Below are 24754 nucleotides of genomic sequence, written 5' to 3' on the forward strand. Positions count from 1 at the left end.
GCCCCTCGGGTGGGGGGGGCCCGGCCCCCCCACCCCGGAAACGCCCGGTGGGGAACCGTCGTACGACGGTTCCCCACCGGGCGTTTCCGTGTCCCGGCGTCCCGGCACCCGCCGGTCAGCCGGTGATCTTCATCAGGGCGATCCCGTCACCCTCGACCGTGAAGGCGAAGTCCGACGGGCCGTTGAACCCGTTGCCCCCGACCTGGGCGGACACGATCACCTGGCCGGCGCGCCGGGTCACCCCGGTGACCTTCAGCGAGACCTTGACCCCGATGAACTCACGGTCGCTCCACCCCTCGACGGCCTCGCGGCCCTCGAAGCGGCGGCCCCAGTCGTCCACCGCACCGTGCTCGGTGAACTGGTCGAGGAACGCCTCGGTGTCATGGGCGTTCGCCGCCGTGACGGCGCGGCGGACCGGCTCGGGAAGTTCGGGAAACTCGGACGTGGTCATGGCGCTTCTCCTTGTCGGTTTCGGGCGGCGCACCGGCCCCGAAGGGACCGGTGCGCGCGGGCCGGAGGCCGGTGGCCGTGGCTGGTGATGGTGCCCGGTGGTGGACGGGACGGACCGGGCGGCCCGGGGTCAGTCGGCCGCGCCGCCGTCAGACTCCCGCGCGGGGGCTGAGCAGGTCTTCCAGGCCGATCCGGTGGTAGAAGTCCTCACGGATCCGGTCGGCGACCACGGAGACGGCCTCCGAGCCGTCGTCGGCGGGGTCGATGTGGGTGCGGAAGGGCCGCTCGCCCGCGGGGAGCCCGACGACGCGGACGATCTCACGCGCTACCTCCGCGACGTCGGCGTCCTCGGGGGTGATCGCCGCCAGGGCCCGGCCCACCTGCTCGGTCAGGCCCGCGTAGCGGGTCTCGTAGGCCGCGACGGTGCCGGTGTCGGCGGGGTGGCCCGCGTTGGCGAAGTGGTTCGTCCCGGAGGTGAAGGCACCGGGGACGATGATGGAGGTGTCGATGCCGAAGCGGGCCACCTCGGCGGCGTAGCTGACGGCGACCGCGTCCATGGCCGCCTTCGCGGCGAAGTAGGGAGCCAGGTAGGGCGGGGTGCCGCCGCGGGTGCTGCTGGAACCGACCCACAGCAGCAGACCGTGCCCCTGGGCCCGCAGCTGGGGCAGGGCGGCGCGGTTCACCCGCTGGGTGCCCAGCACATTGGTGTCGTAGACGGCCGCCATCTCCTCCGGGGTGAAGGCCTCGGTGGGGCCGAGCACCATGTGGCCCGCGTTGTGGACCAGGACGTCCAGCCGGCCGGCCTCCCGCAGGACGGTGGCGACGGCGCGGTCCGCGCTGTCCTGCGACAGCACGTCGAGTTCGACGACCCGCAGGTCGATGCCCTCGCGAGCGGCCCGGTCCCGTACCTCAGCGGCGCGTTCCTCGTTGCGGCCGGATATGTCACGCATGCTCGCGTAGACGGTGTGACCCGCAGCGGCGAGTGCGTGGGCGGCAAGGGCGCCGAATCCGGAGCTCGCACCGGTGACCAGGACGACGGAAGACACGGGGGACATGACGGATCTCCTTGCACTGCTGGGGCCGGATCGGGCGTGGCGTCCGGCTCGGGATGGGACGGTGGTGCGAGGTACGGGATCTGGGAGCCGAGGGGCCGGGGGTCCGGGCGCCGAGGTCCGGCGGGCGGGCCGGCGGCCCGGTGCCCGGAGGAGCCGCGCGAGGGGCGCGGCGCGTGGGTCAGGCCACTCCGCCGTTGGCGAAGATCGTCTGGCCGTTGATCCAGCGACCGGGGCCGGCCAGGAAGGAGACGACCGCGGAGATGTCCTCGGGGGCCCCCAGGCGCTCGAGCGGGTTCATCTTCGCGAACCGCTCGATCGTCTCCTCGTCCTTGCCGTTGAGGAACAGGTCGGTGGCGACCGGGCCGGGCGCGACGGCGTTCACGGTGATGTCGCGGCCCCGCAGCTCCCGCGCCAGGATCAGGCTCATGGCCTCGACCGCGCCCTTCGACGCGGCGTACGCGGCGTAGGTGGGCGTGGCGATCCGGGTCTGGGACGAGGACACGTTGATCACCGCACCGCCGTTGCGGAGCCTGCGGGCGGCCTGCTGGTTGACCACGAAGGTGCCGCGGATGTTGGTGCGGTGCATGCGGTCCAGGGCGTCGAGGTCGAAGTCCGCCACGGTGTTCAGGATCATCAGGCCGGCGGAGTTGACCACCACGTCCACGCCGCCGAACTCCTGCTCCGCGGTGTCGAAGAGCACCTCGACCGCCTTCTCGTCGGCGACGTCGGCCCGCACCGCTATCGCGGAACCGCCGCCCTCGGCGATCTGCGCGACGGTCGCGTCGGCGTCGGCCTGGTTGCCTGCGTAGACCACGACGACCGCCTGGCCGTCGGCGGCGAGGCGCAGCGCGACCTCGCGGCCGATGCCGCGGGAACCGCCCGTGACGATCGCGACGCGGCGGGCGGTGTTGGTGGTCTCGGTCATGGCGGTCTCCTCATGCGAGGGGGGCGGCTCCTTCCGTCGCCCCGCTTCCGCCGATAACAGTGCCACGTTATCGACGGAAACGCAAGCACCGATAACGCTGGCTTGTTATCGCCGTTCACCTACCGGTCCCGCGGCGTGCGCCGCCTCCCGCACGTGCCCGGGCCGCCACCCCTCGTGCGGGGGTGGCGGCCCGGGAATCGACGGCCGTCACGCGCGAGCGTTCAGGCCGGGCGGAGGTCAGCGGAAGCGACCGCCGAAGAAGAAGGGGTCGAAGAGGTAGGGCCCGAACAGGTACGAGCCGAAGAAGCCGCGGTCGAAGCGGTAGGAGTCACGGTGGTGGCCGCGACCGCCGTGACCGCGGTCGTACCCGCCGCGACCGTGGTCGCCCGTGACGTGGGTTCCCTTGGCGCTCGCGAGGTCCGGGGTGGCGGCGCCTGCAGCAGTGGCACCACCCAACAGAACGACAGAGGCCACACCGACAGCGGCCACAAAACGGGAAACGCGCATACTGACTCTCCTGTCTCGGCGGACACCGTGGCGGTGACCGCAGGGTTCCGACAAGGAAGAGCCTGCGTCGAGGACATCCACGCCGCACCACGGAATCCCGTCACGCTCCGTCACACGACGACGCGTCAGCTACGGCGAACGGTGGACTCCGAACCCGGCCCGGGACGACGAAGGCCTGATGATCACGGGTCCGACGGGGCCTCAACCGTGCGACCACGGACCGTAATCACGAACCGTCACGTCCGGGCCTCCCGATGGGTGAATCCTCGTCACCGACCGCGCCCGGCTTCGGCCCGGCACGGCCCCGGGACATTACGCGGGCGGGGCGTCCCGGGCCGTGGCGAACCGCTGCCGCACTGGTCACGGCCTCGCGCGCCGCCGCGACGTGCGGACTGCCCGAAGTCACGGCGTGGCGCAAGCCCGGCCCTCCTCGGGAAGACGAAGGGCCCCGGCCCGCCCGAGCGGCGGGCACAGGGCCCCGACGGCACGCCGAACGGCGTGCCGGACGGAACGTCAGATGACCGTCGACACGGCGTCAGCAGTCCTTCTCACGCAGCGAGTGAAGGTACGCGCTCGACCGGCGGGCGAAGCTGAGGGAGTCCGGCGGCGTGTCGTGCTCGGTCTGCCAGTGGTGGTCGAGCCGGCCGCCGTGCGTGCGCGTCACGGCCGAGATGAACCGCTGGTAGTCGATGTCGCCGTCCCCGACGTCGACCATGCGGTAGCCGTCGGGGTTGGTCTCGTCGTGCTCGCCGTCCTTGACGTGGAACAAGGGATAGCGGTCGGGCTGCTTCAGGACGTAGCGCAGCGGGTCGAAGGGCGCCGGGGTGCCGTCCGCCCGCCGGGAGAAGCGGAACTGGCCGGCGTAGGCCCAGTAGATGTCCATCTCCAGGTAGACCAGGTCGGGGTCGGTCTCCGCGAGGAGGACGTCGTACAGCCGCACGTTCGGACGGTCGGTCGCGAAGGAGAACTCCTCCGCGTGGTTGTGCTGGTAGAACTTCATGCCCCGCGCCTTGGCCGCGGCGCCGTACTCGTTGAACTCCTCCGCGCAGCGCTTCCAGCCGTCGACGGTGCTCCCGTACCGCCACGGACCCGACGCGGTCCCGATGTGCTTGAGCCCGAGGGCCTGGGCGTCGTCGAGGACCTTCGTCAGGTTCTGGGCGAAGGTGTAGGCGCCCGGGTTGCCGTCGTCGTAGTAGCCGACGTGGCTTCCGATGGCGCGCAGCCCGTGGTCGCGGGCGAGCCGGCGCAGCTGGGCGAGGGTGATGGCGCCCACGGAGCCCTGGGTGTAGCCGGCGTACTCGATCTCGTCGTAGCCGTACTTCGCGAGTTCGGCGAAGACGGGGGCGAAGCCGAGCGTGGAGACCTTGTCGCGCAGTGAGTACAGCTGGATGCCGAGGCGGCCGGGGGGCAGGACGGGGCGGCCGTGGCCCTTGCCGTGCGGCTTGTCGTGGGACTTGCCGTGGGCGGCGGCGGTGGGGGCGGTCGCCCCGAGCAGCGCGGCGGCGGTGGCCCCGGCGGCGACACCGAGCATGCCCCTTCTGCTGAGCTTGCGGCTGAGCTCCGGGTCGGGGGTGCTGTTACGACGCGTGCTGGTCACTGTGGATAACTCCTTGGCGTCGGTGACGTGTGGTTCAGTGGAGTCCTGCCAGGCGCAGGAGCAGGGACTTCACTTCGGTGGCCGCGACGCGGCCGCCGACGGCACGGGGGACGGAGCAGATGATGAGCGGACCTTCCTCGTCGCTCGCAGGGAGGCGGCCGTGGCTGCCGCGAATAGGCGAGGGATCGAGCGGCACGACCGCCATGCGGTAGCGCATGCCGAGCTTCTTGCGGGCCAGGGCTGTGGCGGCCTTGACCCGGACGTAGGGGTCCTCGGGGTCCATGAACAGTTCGACGGGGTCGTAACCGGGCTTGCGGTGGATCTCCACGAGCCGGGCGAAGTCGGGTGCCCTGTCGTCGTCGAGCCAGTAGTAGTACGTGAACCAGGCGTCCGGGTCCGCCACGGCGACGAGTTCGCCGGAGCGCGGATGGTCCAGGCCGTGGCGCTTCTTGCCCTCGTCGTCGAGGAGTTCGGCGACGCCGGGCAGGGCGGCGAGGATCTTGCGGGTGGCCTCGAGGTCCTCGGGCCGGCGCACGTACACGTGGGCGATCTGGTGGTCGGCGACCGCGAACGCACGGGAGGCCATCGGGTCGAGGTACTCCATGCCGTCCTGGGTGTGCACCTCCAGCAGGCCGGCGCGCCGCAGCTCGCGGTTGATGTCGACGGGCCGGCTGACCGGGGTGATGGCGTACTCGGAGAGCGCCACGACCGTGCGGCCCTCCCGGTGTGCGTCGTCCAGGAGCGGGGCCAGTGCCTCGTCGAGGTCGGTGGCGGCACGGCGGGAGCGGGGGTCGTCGGGGCCGAAGCGCTGGAGGTCGTAGTCGAGGTGCGGGAGGTAGCAGAGGGCGAGGTCGGGTGTACGGGTACGCAGGATGTGCCGGGTGGCGTCGACGATCCAGCGGCTGGAGACGATGTCGGCGCCCGGGCCCCAGAAACGGAAGAGGGGGAAGGTTCCGAGGAGGTCGGTGAGCTCGTCGTGGAGCTCGGGGGGCCGGGTGTAGCAGTCGGGTTCCTTGCGGCCGTCGGCGTAGTAGACGGGGCGCGGCGTGACCGTGACATCGGTGTCGGCGCCCATGGCGTACCACCAGCAGATGTTGGCCACGGTGTAGCCCGGGTGCGCACGGCGGGCGGCGTCCCAGAGCTTGTCGCCGGCGACGAGACCGTTGTGCTGACGCCACAGCAGGACGTCGCCGAGGTCGCGGAAGTACCAGCCGTTGCCGACGATGCCGTGCCCGGCGGGCGGGGCGCCGGTGAGGAAGGTGGACTGGGCGGCGCAGGTCACCGCCGGCAGGACGGTGCCGAGCGGGGCCCGGGATCCGGTGTCGGCGAGCCGCTTCAGGCGCGGCATGTGCTCCAGGAGCCGCGGGGTGAGGCCGACGACGTCGAGGACGAGGAGGGGGGCCGGCCCGGCGGTGTCGGTCATGGCAGTTCCTTCAGGCCGAGGTCGTGGAGGAGGTCGCGGGCGAGGCCGAGTTCCGCGGCGATGCCGTCGGCGAGCTGCGCTCGGGTGCGCGGGCGCAGCTCGGCGGGGAGGGCCTGCCAGGTGTAGGTCTCGACCTCGAGGTGGTGGGTGAGCGGCGCGGGGCCGCCGACGAGACGGGCGAGGACGTCCTTCAGGACGGGGACGGTGGAGGTGAGCGGGGGCGCGGGCGGAGCGTGCAGCGGCACGTGGAAGTGGGCTCGCCAGGGGGCGCCGGTGGGAAGCGGCCCCTCGGTCAGCGCCTGGTGGAGGTCGTCGGTGCCGTGCAGGCCGTCGGCGGTGCGGGCGCGCGTCTGATGGAGGAAACGGGGTTCGGAGAAGGCGGCGAGCGCGTCGCGTACGTCTTGCAGGTGCGGGTGTTCGGCGTGCAGGGCGGCGGAGAGCTGGACCTTGGGAATGGCGATGCCCGCCGCGGTCAGCGCGTCCAGCGCGGCGGCGGGTTCCTCGAAGGAGGTGGCGAGGTGGCAGGTGTCGACGCACACGCCGATGCGTGGGTGCGCGATGGCGGTGAGGGGCGCGAGCGCGTCCGCGGTGGTCTCGACGATGCAGCCGGGTTCGGGTTCCAGGGCGATCCTGATGGACTTGCCGGTGAGTTCGGCCAGTGCGTCGAGCCGTCCGGCGAGGGTGGTCAGGGCGGTCCTGGCGGTCCGCGCGGCGCGGTCGTCCCAGAGGGTGCGCCAGGCGAGCGGGAGGGTGGAGATCGACCCTTCGGTGACGTCGGCGGGGAGCAGGGCGGCGAGGAGGTCGGCGAGGCCGCTGGTGTAGGCGAGCCGTTCCGGTTCGGTCCAGTCCGGCCGGTAGACCCGGTACTTGACCTCGGCGGCGCCGAACCCCTGGTAGGGGAACCCGTTGAGGGTGACGACCTCCAGGCCGCGGCGGTCCAGTGCGGTGCGCAGGCCCCGCAGCGCCGCCGGATCGGTGTGGAGGGCGTGGGCGGCGTCCTTGGCGAGCCACAGTCCGATGCCGAGGCGGTCCCGGCCGAGGCGTTTGCGGACCGGTTCGCAGTGGTCGCGGAGCTGGGAGAGGACCCCCTCGAGCGTCTCCGCGGGATGGACGTTGGTGCAGTAGGCCAGGTGGACGACCGAGCCGTCGGGGTGCCGGAAGCGCATGGGTGCCGCCTCCTCATTCCCCGCCGCGGAGGATGGAGTTGCCCTCGTGCAGGTCCCCCGGCGCGGGGACGTCGAGCTGCAGCTTTCCGCTGCTGCCGTAGAAGGCGACGGGGTTGCGCCACAGGACCTGGTCGACGTCGTCCGCGGTGAAGCCGGCGGCGAGCATCGCGTCGGCGGTCCTGCGGGTCTTGAGGGGGTCGCTCTTCCCCCAGTCGGCCGCCGAGTTGACCAGCATCTTCTCGGTGCCGTGGGCCTTGAGCACGGCGACCATGCGGTCCTCGTCCATCTTGGTGTCGGGGTAGATCGAGAAGCCGAGCCAGCAGCCGCTGTCGGCGGCCTCCTTGACCGTGGTCTCGTTCAGGTGGTCCAGCAGGACGCGCTCGGGGTCGAGCGCCGACTCGCGGACGACGTCGATGGTGCGGCGCATCCCGGCGAGCTTGTCGCGGTGCGGGGTGTGGACGAGGGCGGGCAGTCCGTGGTCGGCGGCGAGCTGGAGCTGGGTGGCGAGTGCGGTGTCCTCGGCGGGGGTCATCGAGTCGTAGCCGATCTCGCCGACCGCGACGACGTTGTCCTTGACGAGGAAGCGGGGCAGCTCGTCGAGGACGGGGAGGCAGCGCGGGTCGTTCGCCTCCTTGGGGTTCAGGGCGACGGTGCAGTGGTGGGCGATGCCGTACTGCGCGGCGCGGAAGGGTTCCCAGCCCAGGAGGGAGTCGAAGTAGTCGAAGAAGGACTCGGGGCAGGTGCGGGGCTGACCGAGCCAGAAGGAGGGTTCGACCAGGGCCCGGACACCGGCGGCGTACATGGCCTCGTAGTCGTCCGTGGTGCGGGAGGTCATGTGGATGTGGGGGTCGAAGATGCGCATCAGGACTCCTCCGTCCGGGACGTCAGGGCGAGCACGCGGTGGAGGTCCGCGGGGACGGGCCGGCCCGCGGCGGTGCGTTCCGCGGCGTAGTCGCCGAGCATGCGGGCCAGTTCGGCGTCGCCGTGCGCCCGCTGTCCGAGCCCGGCGGCCGCGTCCACGGGCACACCGGTGAAGAGGCACTTGAGGAGGGCGTGCCGCCAGGTGTGCGCGTCGAGGTGCGCCGCGGCGTAGGGGCCGACGGCGGCGGCGACCAGCCGTGTGTCGTTGGTGCGCAGGGCGTCCTCGACGAGGGGGAGCCCGTCGGCGGGGTCCGGCTCGAGGTGGGGCAGGGCGAGGAGGACGGCGCGGCGCTCGGCGGCGGTGCCCTGCCGGTACAGCCGGGTCAGGGTGGCGGCGTCGGCACGGGCCTCGCGCAGGAGCAGCACGCGGGCGGCGTCGGCGTGTTCCTGTCCGCAGTGGCGGCCGGCGGCGGCGAAGTGCCGTTCCCAGGCGGGAGGGGAGGAGGGTGCGGTGGGGGTGTTGTCGTCCGCGGCCGCGCCGGGGGCGGCTCCGGCTTCGGCGAGGGCCGCGTCGAGCCAGGCGCGGGCGGCGTCGCCCAGCCGGCCGTGGAGGCCCTCGCGGGTGGGTGTCGTCATGCCGTGGCTCCGTTCGCGGGGGTGTGGGAGCGCAGGAAGTCGAGGGAGGTGCGGGCGAGTTCGGGTCCGGCGTGGGAGTGGCGGGGAAGTTCGACGACGGTCAGGCCCTGGTAGCCGGTCTCCGCCAGGGCCCGCAGGACGGGCGGGAAGTCGATCTCCCCGTCGCCGAAGGGGAGGTGTTCGTGGACGCCGCGGCGCATGTCCTCGATCTGGACGTGGCGCAGCCAGGGAGCGGCCTGCTTGACGCAGTCGGCGGGAGGCGCCGGCTCCAGGCACTGGCAGTGGCCGATGTCCAGGGTGAGTCCGAGGGGTTCGGGGTCGCCGAGCAGGCCGCGCAGGTGGTGGAAGTCGTCCAGGCAGGCGAGGAGGTGACCGGGTTCGGGCTCGACGGCGAGCGGGACCCCCGCGGACGAGGAGGCGTCCAGGACGGGTGCGAGGGCGCCTTGGAGCCGCTGCCAGGCGGTGGCGGGCGACGTGCCGGCGGGCGTGATCCCGCTGAAGCAGTGCACGGCGTGGGCGCCGAGGTCGGCGGCCACCTGGACGGCGCGTTCGAGGAGCCGGGTGCGGGCGGCCCGGGCGTCGGGGTCCGGGTCGAGGAGGGAGGGTCCGTGCTTGCGGCGCGGGTCGAGGACGTAGCGGGCGCCGGTCTCGACGGTGACCTCGAGGCCGAGCGCGGACAGCCGCTGCGCCAGGCGGCGGGTACGGGCGCCCAGGTCGGGAGCGAGGGGGTCGAGGTGCATGTGGTCGAGGGTGAGACCGACGCCGTCGTAGCCGAGGTCGGCCAGGAGGGCGAGGGCGTCGTCGAGGCGGAGGTCGGTGAGGCCGTTTGTTCCGTAGCCGAGGCGCAGGCTCATGTGGGGCTCACCTTCCTGGCGACCCGGCGGGCGACGGGGCCGAGGGCGAGGACCGCCAGCGCCGACGCCGGAGAGCCGGAGCGGGCCGCCATCGCGGCCTGCAGCGGGATCATCGCGCGGATCCCGCCGCCGACCGCGCGCTGGGTGAGCGGTGGGGACGGGTTGAGGACCGCGTGGAGGAAGGGGGTGAGCGCGGTGCCCGCGTAGGCGGCGGAGGCCAGTGCCGTCATGGCGTGGGGCAGGGCCGCCGCACGCTCGGTACCCGGGACCGGTCGCCCGCGCCGGCCACCGCCCGCCCCGTGACGGGCGGTGGGCGACGGCGGGCGTGCGGAGGCGCGGGCCCGGCGCAGCGTCCGGGCGGCGTCGCCGGTGACGGCGGCGATCGCCGTGGTGGTGAGCAGCGCGGCGAGCGGTGCCGTGCTGGAGCCGCCCTGTGTCTCGTTGCGGGAGACGGTGGTGACGGCGAAGGTGTGCGCGCCGAGCAGGGCTGCGTGGGGCAGCGCGGCGGCGACCGCCCGGGGGCGGGTGGCCGTCGCGCCGAGCACGAGGTCGAGGGCGCGTGCCGTCGCCATGGCGGCCGGGCCCGCCGCCGTGTGCTTCAGGCGCAGGTCGTACGCCCAGACCGTCGCGGCGAGGATCGTGGCGAGGGCGAGCGGGGCGCGGCCCGCGCGGGCGGCCAGCGACAAACCGGCCCCGGTGAGCGCCGCGGCGGCCGTCAGCGCGGCGGCCGGGCTGATCCGGCCCGACGGCAGGGGGCGGTGGGGGCGGTCGACGGCGTCCTCGTCGCGGTCGGCCCAGTCGTTGAGCGCCATGCCCGCGTGGTACAGGCACAGCGAGCTGCCGATGGCGAGGAAGGTGCCGCGACCGGGGCCCCGTCCGGTCGCGGCGGCGCCCGCGAGCGCGTCACCCGGGACGGTGAACAGCGCGGACACGCGCAGGAGTTCGGCCCAGTCCCACAGCCTCGCGCCCGGCGCGGACCGTTGCGCCCCGGCGGCGCCGACGGCGCCCACGGCGCCCACGGCGTCCGCCGTGCCGGCGGCACCGGCCGGGGCGGCGTCGGCGTGCGCCCCCGGGGCGGCCCCCTCCTCCGCCCCGGGCCGACGGGTGCCGCCCGCGCCGCCCGGCGGGGCGACGCAGTCCTGCGCCGTACCGCGCGGTGGGCGGCGGGTGGCGAAGGCGGTCAGGACTCCGAGAGCCGCCACGACGGCGAGGGCCCGCAGCCCACGTGCTCCCGGAACGCTCACCGGGACTCCCCCAGCCTGGCGGCGAGGTCGAGCAACTCGCCGTACTGCTCGGACAGCGCCGCGGGGGCGCCGGCGTCGGGGTCCTTGAAGTAGAAGGCCAGTTGTGGGAGGGGGCCGCTCAAACCCACCTCGTGGGCGCGGGCCGCGAAGCGGGCGAGGTCGATGACGAGCGGGGCGGCGAGGGCGGAGTCGCAGCCCTGCCAGGTGGTCTGCAGGACCATCCGGGTGCCGAGGAAACCGTCGAAGGCGATGTGGTCCCAGGCCGTCTTCCAGTCGCCGAGGGCCGGGACGTCGTCGATGTGGACCTCGCCCTCGGGGGCGGCGCCGAGGGCGTCGGCGAGGACGCGTTCCTTGCCGGCGTTCTTCGCCGCGGCCGCCGCGGGATCGGCCAGGACCGCCCCGTCGCCGCCGCCGAGCAGGTTGGTGCCGGACCAGGCCCGTACCGTCAGGGCGCGTTGCACGAACATCGGGGCGAGGACGGAGCGCAGCAGGGTCTGCCCCGTCTTGCCGTCCCGTCCCGCGTGGGGCAGGCCGCGGGCGGAGGCCTCCTCGGCGAGGGCCGGGGTCCTCATCCCGGTGGAGGGGGTGAAGTTCACGTAGGCGCATCCGGCCTCGACGGCCGCCGCCGCGTAGAGGGAACTCGCGGGCATGCGGTCGCTGCCGGGCTCGGGGACGGGCTCGGTGGAGGCGACGTTGACGACCACGGTCCGGGCCAGGCCGTGGCGCCGGGTGAAGTCGGTGATGTCCGCCGCGAACGCGGCGATCAGTTCCGCGTCGCCGCGGGTGTCGCCGGGGAGCGGGCCGCCGGTGCGGATCTCCCGGTCGGCGGCGGCGAGTTCGGCGCGGAGTGCGGTCGGCAGGCCGTGCGGCAGCACGCCGCCCTCCGCGAGTTGTTCGGCCCGCTTGCCCAGCGGGCAGGCGGCCGTGTCGTGGCCGCCGAAGACCAGGGAGGGCAGCGGTGGGAGCCCGGCCGCCGCGAAGGGCGCGGTCTCGCTCACCATGCCCGTCGCCGGGTGGAGCCCTGCGGTGACCGCCGCGCATCCCGCGACGGCGGTGGTGGCGACGGAGCCGCGGGCTCCGATCAGCCACACCCCGGTGCGCGGGGGCGACTGCTTGTCCGATGCCGGTGCCGGGGCGGGCGGGTTCGTCACGGCTGCCTCCCTGGTGCGAGTGGTGGGGGGCGGCGGGCGGGGGCACGGCGTCTCCCCGCCCGCCGCCGGCTCGTGGGTGCCGGCAGGACCCGCCCTACGAGGAGGGCAGTTCCTTGATCTTGACGTTCCGGAAGGACACCTGGTCTGCGGCCCCGTGGTTCTGCAGGCCGATGTAGCCGTCCTTCAGACTGCGGACCGGGTCGGTGTTGGTGAAGTCGTTGATCTTCACTCCGTTGAGGAAGACCTGGAGCCGTTCACCCTGGACCTTGATCTCGTAGCTGTTCCACTGACCCGGCGGACGCAGCACCTGGTCGCGGGCCTTGAGGTTGGCCGACTTGAAGCTGTAGACGGAGCCGGTGGTCCGGTCGGGGGCGTCCGAGGCGTCGATCTGGATCTCGTAGCCCTTGTCGACCGCGGACCACGGGTCGTCGGAGGCCGGGAAGCCCACGAAGACACCGGAGTTGTCGTCGCCGTCCATCTTCCAGTCGAGCGTCAGCGAGTACGACCCGAACTGCTTGGCCTGGTACCACAGCAGGCCCATGCCGCCCTCGGTGCGCAGTTCACCGTCGACGACGTTGAACTTGCCGGGGCCCGCCTGCTTCCAGCCCTCCAGGGTGTGCCCGTTGAACAGGTCGCGGTAGCCCGTCTGCGGCTTGCAGTCGGCCTTGACCTGCCCGACGGCGTAGCGCAGTCCGCCCAGGAGGTGCTGGCGGAAGGCCGGCTCGGCGTAGGACTCCTTGGTGTGCCCGAGACCGGTGTAGAAGGAGCGGCCGGACTGGTAGGTCTGGCACCACGCGATGGGGTGGTCACCCTTCATCGTGCCGCCCTGGTAGGTGGTCTCGTCCAGGGTGGCGAGGACGCGGGCCTGGCCGCGCGGGTTGGTGCGGTAGTTGTACCACTCGTCGGTGCGCTCCCAGCCGGCCTCGTCGAGGTGCGCGGTGGCCGGGTGGTCGTGGTCCTCGGCACGGACGGTGGCCTTCTGGATCTGCGGGTGCCCCTGGAAGTAGGCGCCGACGAGGCCGCCGTAGAAGGGCCAGTCGTACTCGGTGTCGGCGGCGGCGTGGACACCCATGTAGGCGCCCCCGCCCTTGACGTAGTTCTCGAACGCCGTCTGCTGCTCGGCGTTGAGGACGTCACCGGTGGTCGACAGGAAGACCACCGCGTCGTAGCGCGCCAGGTTGTTGCTGGTGAACTGGCGCGGTTCCTCGGTGGCGTCGACGGTGATGTTGGCGGTGGCGCCGAGTTCCTTCAGCGCGGCGATCCCGGTGGGGATGGCGTCGTGACGGAAGCCGGCGGTCCTGGAGAAGACCAGCACGCGCTTGGCGGCGCGGTCGGCCGGGACGTCGGAGAGCTCGAAGTCGTCCATGTCGTAGAGCGCTCCGGAGCCGCCCTTGAAGACCAGGAAGAGCTCGGTGGTCTTCTTCGGCACGGCGCGCAGCGGTACGTCGATCTCCTGGAAGGTCTCCCAGCTGCCGGTCACCGGAACGGGGGCGGAGCCCAGGATCGGGCCGGTCGCCGAACCGGTGCGCACCTCGAGGAAGCCGCCCGCGCCGCCGGAGGAGACCCGGGCGGTCAGCCGGACGGAGCCGGTGAGGTTGTACGGCGTGAAGGAGATCCAGTCGCCGTTGTCGATGTTGCCGACCGTGCGGCCGCCGTGGGCCTCGGCCTTGTCGAAGAGGTCCACACCGGACGAGGAGGTGAAGTGCTCGGCCTGCCGGTGGCGCGGCTGCAGCTGCGCCTGGTCGTGGCCGGCGAGCGCCTCCTGACCGCCGCCCCCGCCGTCGGTGTACTCGGCGTCGATGACGCCGAAGATGTTGGCGTTGGGGTCGTGGCCACCGTCGGCTGAGGTCTTGATGGTGCCGGAGCAGCCGTGGACGGAGGTCACGGGGTGGCCGTGGCTGTCGTGGCCGAGGATGTAGGTGACCTTGACCTTGGAGCAGTCGACGGTGCCGTCCTCGGGATCGGTGACGGTCACCTTGAACGGGATCTCGTCGCCGAAGCTGAACAGGGCTCCCTCGGCGGGCAGGTCCAGGGTCACCTTGGGCGCGGTGTTGCCGACGACGACCTGGACGCTCGCGGTCGCGGTGCGCCCGGTCGGGTCCTTCACCGTGAGGGTCGCGGTGTAGGTGCCGTTCTTGCGGTAGGTGTGCGCGGGGTTCGCCGCGGTGGAGGTGCCGCCGTCACCGAAGTCCCAGCTGTAGGCGAGCGTGTCGCCGTCGGGGTCGGTGGTGCCGGCCGAGGAGAAGGTGACCTTCAGCGGTGCGACGCCGGAGGTCTTGTTGGCGGACGCCTCGGCGGTCGGGGAGCGGCCGTCGGTGGCGTTCTCGATCCGGTAGAGGGCGGAGTGCTCGTCGCCGCCGAACCAGGCGGTGCCGTAGTCCAGGACGTAGAGCGCGCCGTCCGGCCCGAACGCCATGTCCATGATCTGCGTGCCGGTCCAGGGGACGTCGTTGATCGACTGGACGGTGCCGTCCCCGCCCTGCTCGATGCGCTTGATCCAGCGGCGCCCGAACTCGCCGGCGAAGAAGTCGCCGTCGTAGGCCTCGGGGAACTTCACCGGGGAGTCCAGCTCGGGGTCGTACCGGTAGACCGGGCCGCCCATCGGGGACTCGGAGCCGGAGCCGAACTCGGGCACGGAGCCACCGTCGTAGGGGAGCCACGCGGCCTGCGCGGGCGGCAGGTCGGTCAGGCCCGTGTTGTACGGCGAGTCGTTCTTCGGGGCGGCGCAGTCGAAGGTCGCGCCGGACTGCCCGGTGGCGAAGTCGTAGTCGACGTACGGGTCGTTGTCCCCGGTGCAGAACGGCCAGCCGAAGTTGCCGGCCTCCGTCACGCGGGCGAACTCGACCTGGCCGCCGGGGCCGCGCCCGGGGTCGGCCGCGCCGGCGTCGGGACCGTAGTCGCCGACGTAGGCGATGCCGGTCGCCTTGTCCACGCTGAAGCGGAACGGGTTGCGGAAGCCCATGGCGTAGATCTCGGGCCGGGTCTTCTCGGTGCCCGGGGCGAAGAGGTTGCCCTCGGGGATGGTGTACGACCCGTCGTCGGCGACCTTGATCCGCAGCAGCTTTCCGCGCAGGTCGTTGGTGTTGCCGGAGGTGCGGCGGGCGTCGTAGGCGGGGTTGCGGCCCGCACGGTCGTCGATGGGCGTGAAGCCGTCGGACGCGAAGGGGTTGGAGTCGTCGCCGGTCGACAGGTACAGGTTGCCCTGGGCGTCGAAGTCGATGTCACCGCCGACGTGGCAGCAGATGCCGCGGGTGGTGGAGACGTCGAGGACCTTCTTCTCGCTGGCGAGGTCGAGGGTCCAGTCGGCGTCCAGCGTGAAGCGCGAGAGGCGGTTGACGCCGTCGAACTTGGCGAAGTCGGCCTCGGTGCCCTGGTCGGGGGCGTCGCCCGCGGGGGTGTCGAGCGGGGGCGCGTAGTAGAGGAAGATCGCCCGGTTCTCGTCGAAGTCCGGGTCGATGCCGACGCCCTGCAGGCCCTCCTCGTCGTGCGTGTAGACGGGGACGGTGCCGATGACGGTGGTGTCGCCGGCGGCGTCGGTCCTGCGCAGCTCGCCGTCCCGCGAGGTGTGCAGCACGCTGCGGTCGGGCAGGACCGCGAGCGACATGGGCTCGCCGGTCTCGGGCTCGCCCTTGGCGAGGGTGACCTGCTGGAACTCCTCCGCCGCCGCGGCCGCGGGCTCCGTATCGAGAGGTCGGGCCGAGGCGCCTAACGGGGCGGAGACGACGAGGGACGTGGCGGCGAGGAGGCCGCCGGTGAGGAGCGCGAGCCCCTGCCGGAATCGGGTCCTGGGTGCTCCGGGCCGTTTTCTGTGCACGTGTGTCCTCCGGGAAGGTCGTACGGGCGGATGCAGCTGCCGTGCGGAAGATCCGGGGACCGGCGTGCGCCGTCACGCTGGTCGGGGGTGCCACGACAGGACCGGCCTCGTGTTTCAGGCCCGTGTCCTGTACACCTCAGGGACGGTAGCCGGGTTCGTCCGGGACCGAAAGCCCTTGTGCGGCAGATAAGTTGAACTTTCTCCAGGCTCAGGACAAAGAGGTGTCCGGACAGCCCGACAGGCCCGGCGGCGGTGAGCCGCCGGGCTGTGGACTGTCTGCTGTGACCTGCGGTGACGCCCTAGTCGTTGCCTCCGAACGCGGCGTCGAAGGAAGCCGCCGGCGGGTCGAAGTCGTACCGCTTCAGGAGGGAAAGCGCTTCCGGCGCACCGGCGAGACGGTCCATCCCGGCGTCCTCCCACTCGACCGAGATCGGGCCGTCGTATCCGATCGACCGCAGCATCCGGAACACGTCCTCCCACGGCACGTCGCCGTGCCCGGCCGAGACGAAGTCCCAGCCGCGCCGCGGGTCACCCCACGGCAGGTGGGAGCCCATGCGCCCGTTGCGGCCGTCGAGGCGCTTGCGGGCCTCCTTGCAGTCGACGTGGTAGATGCGGTCCTTGAAGTCCCACAGGAACCCGACGGGGTCGAGGTCCTGCCACACGAAGTGGCTCGGGTCGAAGTTCAGCCCGAAGGCCGGCCGGTGGCCGACGGCCTCCAGCGCGCGGTGGGTGGTCCAGTAGTCGTAGGCGATCTCGGCCGGGTGGACCTCGTGGGCGAAGCGGACGCCTTCGGCGTCGAAGACGTCGAGGACCGGGTTCCACCGCTCGGCGAAGTCCTCGAAGCCGCGCTCGATCATCCGCTCCGGGACCGGCGGGAACATGGCGACCAGGTGCCAGATCGACGATCCGGTGAAGCCGATGACGGTGCGCACCCCGAAGGCCGCCGCGGCGCGCGCGGTGTCGGCCAGCTCCCGCGCGGCGCGCTGCCGCACGCCCTCCGGTTCGCCGTCGCCCCAGATGCGGGCGGGCAGGATCCCCTTGTGGCGCTCGTCGATCGGGTTGTCGCAGACGGCCTGGCCGACCAGGTGGTTGGAGACGGCCCAGCACTTCAGTCCGTACTTGTCGAGCAGTGCCCGCCGCCCGTCCAGGTACGCGGGGTCGGCGAGGGCCTTGTCGACCTCGAAGTGGTCGCCCCAGCAGGCGAGTTCGAGCCCGTCGTAACCGAAGTCACGGGCGAGCCGGCAGACCTCCTCCAGGGGCAGGTCGGCCCACTGGCCGGTGAAGAGGGTGAAGGGTCGTGGCACGGCGAGGACCTCCTCGATGCGGGCGTGGTCAGGACGGGACAGGGGTGTGGACGGGGGTGTAGACGGCGTTCTTCTCCGCGCTCTCCTCCACCGCCGCCAGGACGCGCTGCACCTGCAGGCCGTCGGCGAAAGAGGGCGCCGGGGCGACCCCCTCCGCGATGCCGACGACGAGGTCGCGCGCCTGGTGGGTGAAGGTGTGCTCGTAGCCGAGCGCGTGGCCGGGCGGCCACCAGGCCTCCAGGTACGGATGCCCCGGCTCGGTGACCAGGATCCGCCGGAAGCCGGCCGATTCGGCGGGCTCGGTGTGGTCGTGGAACGACAGCTCGTTCAGCCGCTCCAGGTCGAAGGCGAGTGAGCCGCGCTCGCCGTTGATCTCCAGCCGCAGGGCGTTCTTGCGCCCCGACGCCATCCGGGTGGCCTCGAACGAGGCGAGCGCCCCCGAGGTGAGGCGCCCGGTGAACAGCGCCGCGTCGTCGACCGTCACGGGCCCCCGCCGTCCGCCCCCGGAGCCCGACAGCCCCGATGAGGCGCCGTCCAGCTCGGGCCGGTCCCGCACGAAGGTCTCGGTGAGCGCCGAGACGCCCACCAGGAGCTCCCCCGCCAGGTACTGGGCCAGGTCGACGGCGTGCGCGCCGAGGTCCCCCAGCGCCCCCGAACCCGCGTACTCGCGCTTCAGCCGCCAGGTCAGCGGGAAGTCCGGGTCGACCAGCCAGTCCTGGAGGTAGGTCACCCGCACGTGGCGGATCGCGCCGACCCTCCCGTCCGCGACGAGCCGGCGGGCGTAGGCGACCGCCGGCACCCGCCGGTAGTTGAAGCCGACCATGGCCACCTGGCCGCGGGCGGCGGCCCGTTCGGCCGCCGCGGCCATGACCTCGGCCTCGGCGACCGAATTGGCCAGCGGCTTCTCGCACAGCACGTGCTTGCCCGCCTCGAGCGCCGCGACGGCGATCTCGGCGTGGCTGTCACCGGGGGTGCACACGTCCACCAGCTGGACGTCGTCCCGGTCCACCAGGGCCCGCCAGTCCGTCTCCGCGGCCGCCCAGCCGTGCCGGGCGGCCGCGGCCCGGACGGCCCCCTCGTCCCGGCCGCCGATCGCGGCCAGGACGGGCCTCATCGGCAGGTCGAACACGTGGCCCACGGTGCGCCACGCGTGGGAGTGGGTGGCGCCCATGAAGGCGTAGCCGACCATGCCGATGCCGAGCGCCGGCGAAGCGGCCCCTGCCTCACTGTCTTCGTTGCCGGCCATATCAGCCATGCCGTTGCTCCTCGTCGGTTGCTCGGTTCGGACGGGCGGGGCGGATCCGTTAAATGAAGCCCGTCGGCAGGTACTCGTCGACGTTCTCCTTGGTGACGACGGCGGAGTACAGGGTGATCGACGCGGGGATCTCCAGTTCCGCCATCCCGCCGACGCCCTTCTTCTGGCCGAGCGCGCGGGCCAGGTCGATGGCGGAGGCGGCCATGGTGGGCGGGTAGAGGACGGTGGCCTTCAGCACGCCGTTGTCGGCCTTGATGGCGTCCATCGCCGACTTGGACCCGGCGCCGCCGACCATGAAGAACTCGTCGCGGCCCGCCTGCGCGATGGCGCGCAGGGCACCGACGCCCTGGTCGTCGTCGTGGTTCCACAGCGCGTCGAACTGCTTCTGCGCCTGGAGCAGCTGGGCCATCTTGGCCTGGCCGGTCTCGACGGTGAACTCGGCGGCCTGCCGGGCCACCTTCTTGATGTTGGGGTAGTTCTTCAGGGCGTCGTCGAAGCCCTGGGTGCGCTGCCGGGTGAGCTCCAGGTTGTCGATGCCCGCGAGCTCGACGACCTTGGCGTCCGGCTTGTCCTTGAGCTGTTCGCCGATGTAGCGGCCGGCGTTGAGCCCCATGCCGTAGTTGTCGCCGCCGATCCAGCAGCGGTACGCCTGCGGGGAGGCGAAGATCCGGTCCAGGTTGATCACCGGGATGCCGGCCTTCATGGCCTGCAGGCCCACCTGGGTGAGGGCCTTGCCGTCGGCCGGCAGGATGACCAGGACGTCGACCTTCTTGTTGATCAGCGTCTGGATCTGCCCGATCTGGGCGGCGGTGTCGTTGGAGCCCTCGGTGATCTCCAGCGTCACCTCGGAGTACTTCGCGGCACGGTCCTTGGCGTTCTGGTTGATGGCGTTGAGCCAGCCGTGGTCGGCCTGCGGGCCGGCGAAGCCGATCGTGACCGGCGTGCCGGGCTTGTCGTCGGCGGCGGCCGCCGTTGTGGCGGCCGTGCCGGCCTTCTTCGGCTCGTTGCTGGTGCAGGCGGTGAGGGCCGCTCCGGCGGAGACGGCGGCGGCGCCGAAGAGCAGTCCTCTACGGCTGGTGACCGGGATTCGTGGCATGGCGGTGAAACCCTCCGGGATAGGGCGGTGCGGGGCGCGTGCGGGTTGTCGGGTGGAGCGTGGTGCGACGGGCCTTGTCAGCCGTCGCCGTTGCGCACGGTGCTGCGCTGGACCAGGACGGCGGCCACGATGATCGCTCCCTTGGCGATCTGCTGGACGGCGCTCTCCAGGTTGTTGAGGGCGAAGATGTTCTGGATGGTCATGAACACCAGCACGCCCAGTACGGAGCCGACGATCGTGCCGCGGCCGCCACTGAGCAGCGTGCCGCCGATGATCGCCGCGGCGATGGCGTCGAGTTCGTAGAGGTTGCCGTTGGTGTTCTGGCCCGAGCCGGACAGGATGATCAGCATGAAGGCCGCGATGCCGCAGCACAGCCCGGACAGCAGGTAGAGGTAGAGCCGCTGGCGGCGGACGTCGATGCCGGCCAGGCGGGCCGCCTCCGCGTTGCCGCCGACGGCCACCGTCCGGCGTCCGAACGTCGTACGGTTCAGCACCAGCCAGCCGACGACGGTGACCGCGGCGAAGACCAGCACCAGCGGCGGGATGCCGAGGACGTAGCTGTCGGGAAGACCGAGGTCGAGCACCGAGGACACGGTGACGATCTGCGTCTTGCCGTCCGTGAGGTACAGGGCGAGCCCGCGCGCCGAGGCGAGCATGGCGAGGGTCGCGATGAAGGGCACCATGCCGCCGTAGGCGACGAGCACCCCGTTGACCAGCCCGCAACCGACGCCGACGACGATCGCGGTGAACAGGATGCCCGTCAAGCCGTACTCCTGGGTGGCGAGGGTCGTCGCCCACACGGAGGAGAGTGCGACGATCGCGCCGACGGACAGGTCGATGCCCCCGCTGGTGATCACGAAGGTCATGCCGACGGTGACGACACCGATGACGGACGCCTGGGTGAGCACCAGTTGGAGGTTGGAGACGTCCAGGAAGCTGTCGGGCTGCGTGATGCCCCCGACGAGGACGAGGGCGGCGAGGACGCCGAGCAGGGACAGGTTCCGGAGGTCGGCGTGGAACCCCAGCGCCGGGCGCCGGTCGCCGCCCTTCGTGACGGGAGGCGCTTCCGCGGGCGGCTTCGGTGCCTGCGGGGCCTCGGAGGCGGGCTGCGTCATCGGCTCGGGCTCCCTTCCATGACGAGGTCGAGTACGCGGTGTTCGTCCAGCTCCGTCGCGGGCGCCGCGTGCACGACGCGTCCCTCGCGGAGCACCAGCACCCGGTCCGCGAGCCCCAGGACCTCGGGGACCTCGCTGGACACGAGCAGTACGGCCAGGCCGTCGTCGGCGAGCCTGCGGATCACCGCGTAGAGCTCGGCGCGGGCACCCACGTCGACGCCGCGGGTCGGCTCGTCGAGCAGCAGGACGCGGCAGCCGCGCAGCAGCCAGCGGGCCAGCACGGCCTTCTGCTGGTTGCCTCCGGACAGGGTGCGCACCCGGGCGTCGGGGTTGTCGGGCCGCAGCGACAGCGACCGGGTGGACTCCCGGGCGGCCCGCCGTTCCTCCTTGCGGTCCAGCCAGCCGGCCCGGGAGAAGCGGGCGAGGGTGGAGACCGACACGTTGCGCGTGACGGACTCCAGCATCAGCAGCGCCTGGGCCTTGCGCTCCTCGGGTGCCAGTCCCAGCCCGGCGCGGACGGCCGAGCGGACGCTGCCGGGCTTGAGGGGCCGGCCGTCGACGGTGACCCGGCCGGCGGTGGGCTTCCGGGCGCCGTAGAGCGTCTCGAGGATCTCCGAGCGTCCGGAGCCCACGAGTCCGGCGAGCCCGACGATCTCGCCCGGGCGCACCTCCAGGTCGACGGCGGCGAACTCGCCGTCCCTGGCGAGCCCTTCGACCCGCAGGACGGGGTCACCGGAGCGCGGTCCCACGGGGCGCGGCGGGAAGACGTACTCGACGTCACGGCCCGTCATGAGCGCCACGATGTCCCGTGTCGGCATGGACTTGGCGGGGAGCCCGTTGGCAACCGCGCGGCCGTCCTTGAGGACGGTGACCCGGTCTCCGACGCGGCGGATCTCCTCGAGCCGGTGGGAGATGTAGACGACCGCGACGCCGTCGGCGGTCAGCTGCCCGACGATGCGGAGCAGGTTGTCGGTCTCCTCCGGGTCGAGCGCGGCGGACGGCTCGTCCATGACGATGAGGCGCACGTCGTGGGAGAGCGCGCGGGCCATCGAGACGATCTGCTGCTGGGCGGCCGAGAGGTCGCCGACGTGGCGGGCCGGGTCGATCTCGGCGTGGCCGAGCCGGCGCAGCAGGACGGCGGCCTCCCGGCGGGCGTCGCCCCCGCGCACGACGAACCCGGCGGTGGTCGGCTCGTGGCCGAGGAAGACGTTCTCGGCCACCGACAGCCCCTCGACCAGGTCGAGTTCCTGGTAGATGGTGGCGATGCCGAGCCGCATGGCGGCGATCGGCGACTTCAGCGCCACCGGTTCCCCGCGCCAGGTGATCTCGCCGCCGTCGGGCTGGTGGGCCCCGGCGAGCACCTTGATCAGGGTGGACTTCCCCGCGCCGTTCTGGCCGAGGAGGCAGTGCACCTCGCCGGCCTGGACGTCCAGGTCGACGCCGTCCAGGGCACGGACACCGGGGAAGGACTTGGTGATGCCGGACATGGTGAGCAGCGGCGCTGCTGTCGGGGGCGGCGGCGGTGCCGGTGGTTCAGGTGCCATGACGATCCCCTCGGCGGGTGCGGGTGACACGTGCGCGTGCGGAGCGTGCAAGTGGAGCCGGTGGTGCCGGTGGAGCATGCGGCCGGTGGGGGGGATCAGGCCGGGGAGAACACGTGGTCGCTGATGAGCCGGGCCGCGCCGATCACACCGGCGGTGGGGCCCAGTTCACCCAGGACGATGGGCAGGTTGCCGGTCGCGAGCGGCAGCGACTGGCGGTAGACCTGGCTGCGGATGCTGGCGAGCAGCGTGTGGCCGAGGCCGGTGACGCCGCCGCCGATCACGACCAGCGCGGGGTTGAAGAAGCTGACGAGTCCGGCGATGACCTGCCCGACGCGGTTGCCCCCCTCGCGGATGAGTTCCAGTGCGGCCGCGTCGCCCACCGCGGCCGCCGCGGCGACGTCGACGGCGGAGAGCTGCCCGGCCGCTTCGAGGCGGGCGGCGAGGGCGGCGGACCGTCCCGTCCTGGCCGCCTCCAGGGCGTCCTGGGCGAGCGCGGCGCCGCTGAAGTGGGCTTCCAGGCAGCCCTTGTTGCCGCAGGCGCAGGCACGTCCGTCGGCTTCGACCCGGATGTGGCCGATGTCGCCGGCGCTGCCCGTCACACCGCGGTGCACCTCACCGCCGACGACGATGCCGCAGCCGATCCCGGTGCCGATCTTGACGCAGAGGAAGTCGCCGACGGAGCGGGCGACCCCGGCGTGCTGCTCCCCCATGGCCATCAGGTTCACGTCGTTGTCGACCATGACGGGGCAGCCCAGTTCCTGGCTGAGTGCCTCGCGGACCGGGAAGCCGTCCCAGCCGGGCATGATCGGCGGGGCGACGGGGACGCCCTCGGGGAAGCGCACCGGTCCCGGCACCCCGATCCCCGCCCCGTCGAAGCCCTCGGCGAGGCCGGCGGCGCGGAGTTTGGCGGCCATCTCGAGGATCCGCTCGAAGACGGCGACCGGTCCTTCGCGCACGTCCATCGGGTGGTTGAGGTGGCCGAGCACCTCCAGTTCGGCGTTGGTGACGGCGACGTCCACCGAGGTGGCGCCGATGTCGACGCCGAGGAAGCGCAGTGAGGGCGCGAGCCTGATGTTGTGCGAACGCCGCCCGCCGCGCGAGGCGGCGAGTCCGTCCGCGACGACGAGGCCCGTCTCCAGCAGCCGGTCGACCTCGACGGCGAGCTTGGAGCGGGACAGGTCGATCTGGTCCCCCATCTGGGCACGGGAGTTGGGTCCGCCGTCGCGGAGCAGCCGCAGGAGCCGCGCCTGGTGCGCGTTGGCGGGTCGAGCTGTCATGCGTCTCACGTGCCCCTCACCTCCCCCGGCCGCGGCATGGGGATACCGGACCGGCATCGGCCGGTCCCGCTCCGTCAGGCTTTCGATGGGAAAGTAGCAGCGCCCGCCCAGTGGGGGAAGAAGTTGCGCAGGAATCGGGAAGGTCTTTTTCCGGTTCCAGGACAAAGTCTTGAGGCGTGCCAACTCACCTGCGACGCAAGGGACGTGGACACGGGGGACGCCCAACGCGCGGCGGCGCCGTGGCGAACGGCGGGCGACGTCCCCGCGTACCGGCGGGGCGGTGCCGCCGGGGGTCACACCGGCGAGAAGACGTGGTCGCTGATCAGACGGGTGGCGCCGACCACGCCCGCGGCCGGGCCGAGTTCGCTGAGGACGATCGGCAGGTTGCCGGTCGCGAGCGGCAGCGACTGGCCGTACACCTGGCTGCGGATGCTCGCCAGCAGGGTGTGCCCCAGGCCGGTGAGCCCACCGCCGATCACGACGAGTCCGGGGTTGAAGAAGCTCACCAGGCCGGCGATCACCTGGCCGGTGCGGTTGCCGCCCTGCCGGATGAGGTCGAGTGCCGCGCCGTCCCCGCCCGCCGCGGCGGCCGCCACGTCGGCGGAGGTCAGGGTGCCCGCCGAGGCCAGCCGCTCGGCGAGCGACGCCGACTCCCCGGCGGCGGCCGAGGCGGCGGCGTCCCGGGCCAGGGCGCTGCCCCCGAAGTAGGCCTCCAGGCAGCCGTGGTTGCCGCAGGCGCAGGGGAGCCCGCCCGGCACCACCTGGATGTGGCCGATGTCCCCGGCGCTGCCGGTGACACCCCGGTGGACCTGTCCGCCCACGACGATGCCGCAGCCGATCCCGGTGCCGATCTTGACGAAGAGGAAGTCCCGCACGGAACGGGCGACCCCGGCGTGCTGCTCCCCCAGCGCCATCAGGTTCACGTCGTTGTCGACCAGGACGGGACACCCGAGTTCCTGGCTCATCGCCTCCCGGACGGGGAATCCGTCCCAGCCGGGCATGATCGGCGGGGCGACCGGCACGCCGTCGGGGAAGCGCACCGGACCGGGCACCCCGATCCCCGCCCCGTCGAAGCTCTCCGCGGCGCCGGCGGCGCGCAGTTCGGCCGCCATGGCCAGGACCTGCTCGAACACGGCGACCGGTCCCTCACGCACGTCGAACCGCGCGGCACGGTGGCCCAACACCTCCAGCTCGGCGTTGGTGACGGCGACGTCCACCGAGGTGGCGCCGATGTCGACGCCGAGGAAGCGCAGCGAGGGCGCGAGGCGCAGGTTGTGGGAGGGCCGTCCGCCGCGGGAGGCGGCGAGTCCGTCGGGGACCACGAGCCCCGTCTCCAGGAGGCGTTCGACCTCGACGGCCAGCTTGGACCGGGAGAGCTCCACCTGGTCGCCGAGCACGGCCCGCGACTGCGGGCCGGCGTCGCGCAGCAGGCGCAGCACCCGCGCCTGGTGGCCGTTGGCCGGACGGGCCGTCATCCGTC

At 72.7% G+C, this 24754-nt stretch carries 20 protein-coding genes; all 20 read right to left on the bottom strand.

The genetic code is table 11. From position 1 onward, the window contains the following. Positions 1–115: 115 nt before the first annotated feature. The 20 genes from ABZ479_RS37445 to ABZ479_RS37540 all read right to left on the bottom strand — a co-directional run bounded on the left by ABZ479_RS37445 (position 116) and on the right by ABZ479_RS37540 (position 24749). On the bottom strand, positions 116–451 hold the full coding sequence (locus ABZ479_RS37445) for a nuclear transport factor 2 family protein (RefSeq protein WP_500465732.1): 336 nt from the start codon (positions 449–451) through the stop codon (positions 116–118). A gap of 148 nt (positions 452–599) precedes the next feature. Further along, complete coding sequence (locus tag ABZ479_RS37450) at positions 600–1505, bottom strand: SDR family NAD(P)-dependent oxidoreductase (RefSeq protein ID WP_500465733.1); 906 nt, start codon at positions 1503–1505, stop codon at positions 600–602. Between the two features lie 178 nt (positions 1506–1683). After that, the gene (locus ABZ479_RS37455; RefSeq protein ID WP_500465734.1) at positions 1684–2430 is read right to left on the bottom strand and encodes an SDR family oxidoreductase; all 747 of its coding nucleotides are present in this window, start codon (positions 2428–2430) and stop codon (positions 1684–1686) included. 237 nt (positions 2431–2667) lie between these two features. Continuing rightward, positions 2668–2904 carry a hypothetical protein gene (locus tag ABZ479_RS37460; protein ID WP_499605304.1) on the bottom strand — a complete coding sequence of 79 codons (237 nt, stop codon included), beginning with the start codon at positions 2902–2904 and terminating at the stop codon, positions 2668–2670. Positions 2905–3472: 568 nt separating this feature from the next. Further along, on the bottom strand, positions 3473–4468 hold the full coding sequence (locus tag ABZ479_RS37465) for a sugar phosphate isomerase/epimerase family protein (RefSeq protein ID WP_500465764.1): 996 nt from the start codon (positions 4466–4468) through the stop codon (positions 3473–3475). A gap of 100 nt (positions 4469–4568) precedes the next feature. Beyond that, positions 4569–5957 (bottom strand): alkaline phosphatase family protein, encoded by a 1389-nt coding sequence (locus ABZ479_RS37470; protein WP_500465735.1) that lies wholly within the window; start codon positions 5955–5957, stop codon positions 4569–4571. Then, positions 5954–7123 carry a metabolite traffic protein EboE gene (eboE, locus tag ABZ479_RS37475; RefSeq protein ID WP_500465736.1) on the bottom strand — a complete coding sequence of 390 codons (1170 nt, stop codon included), beginning with the start codon at positions 7121–7123 and terminating at the stop codon, positions 5954–5956. Before eboE ends, ABZ479_RS37470 begins: the two co-directional genes overlap by 4 nt. A 13-nt stretch (positions 7124–7136) precedes the next feature. After that, positions 7137–7985 carry a TatD family hydrolase gene (locus ABZ479_RS37480; RefSeq protein ID WP_500465737.1) on the bottom strand — a complete coding sequence of 283 codons (849 nt, stop codon included), beginning with the start codon at positions 7983–7985 and terminating at the stop codon, positions 7137–7139. After that, positions 7985–8620, bottom strand: coding sequence for an EboA domain-containing protein (locus tag ABZ479_RS37485; protein WP_500465738.1), 636 nt, complete (start codon positions 8618–8620; stop codon positions 7985–7987). Before ABZ479_RS37485 ends, ABZ479_RS37480 begins: the two co-directional genes overlap by 1 nt. Beyond that, positions 8617–9474, bottom strand: a complete 858-nt coding sequence (locus ABZ479_RS37490) for a sugar phosphate isomerase/epimerase family protein (protein WP_500465739.1) — start codon at positions 9472–9474, stop codon at positions 8617–8619. The genes ABZ479_RS37485 and ABZ479_RS37490 overlap by 4 nt, the downstream gene beginning before the upstream one ends. After that, the gene (locus tag ABZ479_RS37495; protein WP_500465740.1) at positions 9471–10718 is read right to left on the bottom strand and encodes an SCO3242 family prenyltransferase; all 1248 of its coding nucleotides are present in this window, start codon (positions 10716–10718) and stop codon (positions 9471–9473) included. Before ABZ479_RS37495 ends, ABZ479_RS37490 begins: the two co-directional genes overlap by 4 nt. Next, positions 10715–11869 (bottom strand): inositol-3-phosphate synthase, encoded by a 1155-nt coding sequence (locus ABZ479_RS37500; RefSeq protein WP_500465741.1) that lies wholly within the window; start codon positions 11867–11869, stop codon positions 10715–10717. Before ABZ479_RS37500 ends, ABZ479_RS37495 begins: the two co-directional genes overlap by 4 nt. Positions 11870–11963: 94 nt before the next feature. Beyond that, the gene (locus tag ABZ479_RS37505) at positions 11964–15683 is read right to left on the bottom strand and encodes a ThuA domain-containing protein (protein ID WP_500465742.1); all 3720 of its coding nucleotides are present in this window, start codon (positions 15681–15683) and stop codon (positions 11964–11966) included. A gap of 299 nt (positions 15684–15982) precedes the next feature. Beyond that, positions 15983–16987, bottom strand: coding sequence for a sugar phosphate isomerase/epimerase family protein (locus tag ABZ479_RS37510; protein ID WP_499605321.1), 1005 nt, complete (start codon positions 16985–16987; stop codon positions 15983–15985). A 28-nt stretch (positions 16988–17015) separates the two neighbouring features. Next, positions 17016–18242 carry a Gfo/Idh/MocA family protein gene (locus ABZ479_RS37515; protein WP_500465743.1) on the bottom strand — a complete coding sequence of 409 codons (1227 nt, stop codon included), beginning with the start codon at positions 18240–18242 and terminating at the stop codon, positions 17016–17018. Between the two features lie 49 nt (positions 18243–18291). Then, positions 18292–19329, bottom strand: coding sequence for a substrate-binding domain-containing protein (locus ABZ479_RS37520; RefSeq protein ID WP_500465765.1), 1038 nt, complete (start codon positions 19327–19329; stop codon positions 18292–18294). An 86-nt stretch (positions 19330–19415) separates the two neighbouring features. Further along, positions 19416–20453: an ABC transporter permease gene (locus tag ABZ479_RS37525; RefSeq protein WP_500465744.1), complete on the bottom strand. Its 1038-nt coding sequence runs from the start codon at positions 20451–20453 to the stop codon at positions 19416–19418. After that, on the bottom strand, positions 20450–21997 hold the full coding sequence (locus ABZ479_RS37530) for a sugar ABC transporter ATP-binding protein (RefSeq protein WP_500465745.1): 1548 nt from the start codon (positions 21995–21997) through the stop codon (positions 20450–20452). The genes ABZ479_RS37525 and ABZ479_RS37530 overlap by 4 nt, the downstream gene beginning before the upstream one ends. A 95-nt stretch (positions 21998–22092) precedes the next feature. Continuing rightward, positions 22093–23274 (bottom strand): ROK family protein, encoded by a 1182-nt coding sequence (locus ABZ479_RS37535; protein WP_500465746.1) that lies wholly within the window; start codon positions 23272–23274, stop codon positions 22093–22095. Positions 23275–23567: 293 nt separating this feature from the next. Then, a complete protein-coding gene (locus ABZ479_RS37540) occupies positions 23568–24749 on the bottom strand; it encodes an ROK family protein (protein ID WP_500465766.1) in 1182 nt (393 codons plus the stop codon). Positions 24750–24754: the final 5 nt, after the last annotated feature.

Origin of the sequence: Streptomyces sp. NPDC005722, assembly GCF_040630935.1 — a bacterium.
Lineage (GTDB): Bacteria > Actinomycetota > Actinomycetes > Streptomycetales > Streptomycetaceae > Actinacidiphila.